Origin of the sequence: Nocardiopsis sp. TNDT3 (assembly GCF_003427465.1) — a bacterium.
GTDB classification, from domain to species: domain Bacteria; phylum Actinomycetota; class Actinomycetes; order Streptosporangiales; family Streptosporangiaceae; genus Nocardiopsis; species Nocardiopsis dassonvillei.
Genome location: NZ_QPFC01000230.1, coordinates 1 through 3,864 on the forward strand (window position 1 = coordinate 1; position 3,864 = coordinate 3,864).

General features: G+C 68.5%; 2 protein-coding genes. Both read right to left on the reverse strand.

The features are described from left to right. Window positions 1-121: 121 nt before the first annotated feature. The gene (locus tag DQW06_RS06325) at window positions 122-1,387 is read right to left on the reverse strand and encodes a hemolysin family protein (protein WP_013152524.1); all 1,266 of its coding nucleotides are present in this window, start codon (window positions 1,385-1,387) and stop codon (window positions 122-124) included. Window positions 1,388-1,650: 263 nt separating this feature from the next. Beyond that, window positions 1,651-3,420, reverse strand: coding sequence for a proteasome ATPase (arc, locus tag DQW06_RS06330; RefSeq protein ID WP_019609145.1), 1,770 nt, complete (start codon window positions 3,418-3,420; stop codon window positions 1,651-1,653). Between the last annotated feature and the right edge of the window lie 444 nt (window positions 3,421-3,864).

Genomic DNA, 3,864 nt, shown 5'->3' on the forward strand with positions numbered 1-3,864 from the left:
GCGCGGGAAGGGGCCGACCGGTGGTCCGGTCGGCCCCCCAAGGCGCTCTCGGAGTGCGTTTCCACAGGCACTGGCCGGTACCAGGGCAGCGGTACAGCGCGTCCGGGCGGGCCGCGCGGTGTTACGCCGCGGGGGACATGGTCACCTGGGTGACGGTGCGCCCGTTGGCCTGGTCGATCCTGGCCTTCCAGGAGTCCAGCACCACCTCTTCCCCCGGCTCCTGGGGGATGTGGCCCAGCACCGCGATGACCAGCCCGGCGACGGTGACGTAGTCCCCTTCGGGCAGGTCGTCCAGATGAATGTCGATGTCGGGCAGGTCGTGCACGGGATAGGTCCCGGGCAGGGTGAAGGACCCGTCGGCGTTGCGGGTCACGGTGCGTATGTCGGAATCGGTCTCGTCGTAGATCTCCCCGACGATCTCCTCCAGCAGGTCCTCCAGGCTCACGATGCCGTCGACGCCACCGACCTCGTTGATGACCACGCCCAGCTGCTGGTGTTCGGCGATCATGCGGCGCAGGGCCAACGACACCACCAGGGAATCGGGCAGGAGCAGCGGTTCGCGGGCCAGTTCTCCGGCGTCGGCCCCACCGCGCACCAGGTCGGACCAGTGCACGACACCGAGCACGTCGTCCAGGTCGTCGTCGTTGACCACCGGCGCCCGGGAGTGCCCGTGTTCGGCGAGCATCTGCGCCGCCTGGGCCGCGGGCGTGCGGGCGGGGATGGTGAACACCTCACCACGGGGAACGACGACCTGGCGCAGGCGCCGGTCGTCGATCTCGAAGGCTCCGGAGATGATGGTGCGCTGCTCCCGGGTCATGCCCCGCTGGGTGGCGAGCATGTCGCGCAGCTCCTCCTCGCTGACCTCCTCCTTGGCCGCGGAGGGGTCACCGCCCGTCAGGCGCACCACGAGGTTGGTGGAGACGCTCAACAGCCACACCACGGGGCGGGAGAGCATGGCGAGCAGGTCCAACGGTCGGGAGACCAGCACCGCCCACGTCTCGGCCCGCTGCATGGCGATGCGCTTGGGCGCCAGCTCTCCGAAGACCAGCGTGACGAAGGACAGGAGCACGGTCACCAGGACGATCGCCACCGGGCTGGCGGCCGAGCCCAGGAAGCCCAGGGGCTCGATGAGGGGCTGCGCCAGGGACACGGCCGCGGTGGCCGAGGCCAGGAAGCCCGCGAGGGTGATGCCGATCTGGATGGTGGCCAGGAAACGGTTGGGGTCCCGTGCCAGGCGAGCCACCGCCCGGCCGCCGGGACCCCGCGCCGCCAACTGTTTGATCTGCCCCTCCCGGAGGGTGATCAGGGCGATCTCGCTCCCCGCGAACAGGGCGTTGACGAGAACGAGGACAAGGACGAGGCCGAGTTGAACCCCGTAGCTTTCCATAACTGCTGTCGTCTCCGATGCTGTAGTGCTCTGGCACGGAACCCGTTCGGGCCGTGGCACCAGAGCCTCTCACAACCCCGCCCGGGAACCGCCCTCGGCTGTCAGCCGGATTCGAACGGGCGTCGGCGAGGGCACTCCTCGGCCCGCTCCGCCTCCGGGAGAGTGTCATCACCCTGCCGTCACGGGACCCGGGGACAACCGGCACGGGAAGGGGCCGACCGGTGGTCCGGTCGGCCCCTCGGAGCGCTCTTGCAGCCGTGTTCCTACAGGTACTGGCCGGTGTTGGGCACCGTGTCGATGCTCCGACCGGAGTCCGCGCCCTTCTTGCCCGTGACCAGGGTCCGGATGTAGACGATGCGCTCGCCCTTCTTACCGGAGATGCGCGCCCAGTCGTCGGGATTGGTGGTGTTGGGCAGGTCCTCGTTCTCGCTGAACTCGTCGACGCAGGCCTGCATCAGGTGCGAGACCCGGATGCCCTTGGACTGCTGGTCGATGAAGTCCTTGATGGCCATCTTCTTGGCCCGGGAGACGATGTTCTCGATCATCGCGCCGGAGTTGAAGTCCTTGAAGTACAGGACCTCCTTGTCACCGTTGGCGTAGGTGACCTCCAGGAAGCGGTTCTCCTCGCCCTCGGTGTACATGCGCTCCACGACCCGCTGGATCATGGCGTCCACCGTGGCCCTGGCCGAACCGCCGTGCTCGACGAGGTCCTCGTCGTGCAGCGGCAGGTCCGTGGTGATGTACTTGCCGAAGATGTCGCGGGCCGCCTCGGCGTCGGGCCGCTCGATCTTGATCTTGACGTCCAGGCGGCCGGGGCGCAGGATCGCCGGGTCGATCATGTCCTCGCGGTTGGAGGCGCCGATGACGATGACGTTCTCCAGGCCCTCCACACCGTCGATCTCGCTCAGGAGCTGGGGCACGATCGTGTTCTCCACGTCGGAGGACACACCCGAGCCGCGGGTGCGGAAGATCGAGTCCATCTCGTCGAAGAAGACGATGACCGGGGTGCCCTCGGAGGCCTTCTCCCGTGCGCGCTGGAAGACCAGGCGGATGTGCCGCTCGGTCTCTCCCACGTACTTGTTGAGCAGCTCGGGGCCCTTGATGTTGAGGAAGAAGCTCTTGCCGACGTCGCGGCCGGTGCGCTCGGCGACCTGCTTGGCCAGCGAGTTGGCGACCGCCTTGGCGATGAGCGTCTTACCGCACCCGGGAGGGCCGTAGAGCAGCACGCCCTTGGGCGGGCGCAGCTTGTGCTCGTAGAAGAGCTCCTTGTACAGGTAGGGCAGCTCGACCGCGTCGCGGATCATCTCGATCTGCCCGGAGAGGCCGCCGATGTCGGTGTAGGCGATGTCGGGGACCTCTTCGAGGATGAGCTCCTCGACCTCGGACTTGGGGATGCGCTCGTAGACGTAGCCCGAGCGCGGCTCCAGCAGCAGCGAGTCGCCGGGGCGGATCGCCTCGTCGCGCAGCGGCTCGGCCAGGCGGACGATCCGCTCCTCGTCGTGGTGGGAGATCACCAGGGCGCGCTCGCCGTCCTCAAGGATCTCCTTGAGCATGACGACCTCGCCGACGGTCTCGAAGGACTCCACCTCGACGACGTTGAAGGCCTCGTTGAGCATGACCTCCTGGCCGGGGCGCAGGTTGTCCAGGTCCACCGAGGGACTGACGTTGACCCGCATCTTGCGGCCGTTGGTGAAGATCTCGACGGTCTCGTCCTCGCGCGAACCGAGGTAGACGCCGAAGCCCGACGGCGGCTGGGCGAGCCGGTCGACCTCCTCCTTGAGCGCCACGATCTGCTCGCGCGCCTCCTTCAAAGTGGAGACGAGCCGTTCGTTCTGGCCGTTGGCGGCGGCGAGGTTGGCCTGTGCCTCCCTCAGCCGCTCCTCCAGCAGGCGTACATGCCGGGGCGAATCGGCGAGCTTGCGCCGAACAACGCTGAGTTCCTTTTCCATGTAGGAGACCTGGGCCGTGAGTTCTTCGACTTCACGGTCCCGGTCGCTCTGACGCTCGTCGTCGCGCTCAGCCACGTCCGCCACCTCCCTATGAGGAACTACATCGGAGCCTACCTACCCTCGCCCTATTCCTAACCTCCCAAGGCCGCAGAGTGTCGTAGGCCTCATTTCCAGGTCTTGCGTCAGCACAGGTCAGAGTGCTAGCGGATGACCCGACGTAATGAGAACGTAACCTCTGGGTCCGGCCACGGGCAAGGAGTGCGCCCCTCCGGGCGCTCCCTCCCCGCGCACGTCAGCGGACCCGCCCGCACACGCCGGAGCCCGCCCGGGCGGGTCCCCGTGGGGACCGCGCCGGGGACGCACGGTGAGGAGCGGTGTGCGTCCCGCGCGGGCGGGCTCAGTCGGTGGGCTCGGGTGAGGGGCCGGGAGTTCAGCCGCGGGCGCCGTCCTCCGGGGCCTGAGGGTCGACAGCGCCCTCCGGGGTCTGCGGGCCGGAGGCGTCGGCCGCCCCGCCGGACTCCTCGGCGC

Excerpts from the sequence above, each read along its gene's own strand:
- DQW06_RS06325 (WP_013152524.1), bottom strand. The coding sequence starts at position 1,387 with ATGGAAAGCTACGGGGTTCAACTCGGCCTCGTCCTTGTCCTCGTTCTC.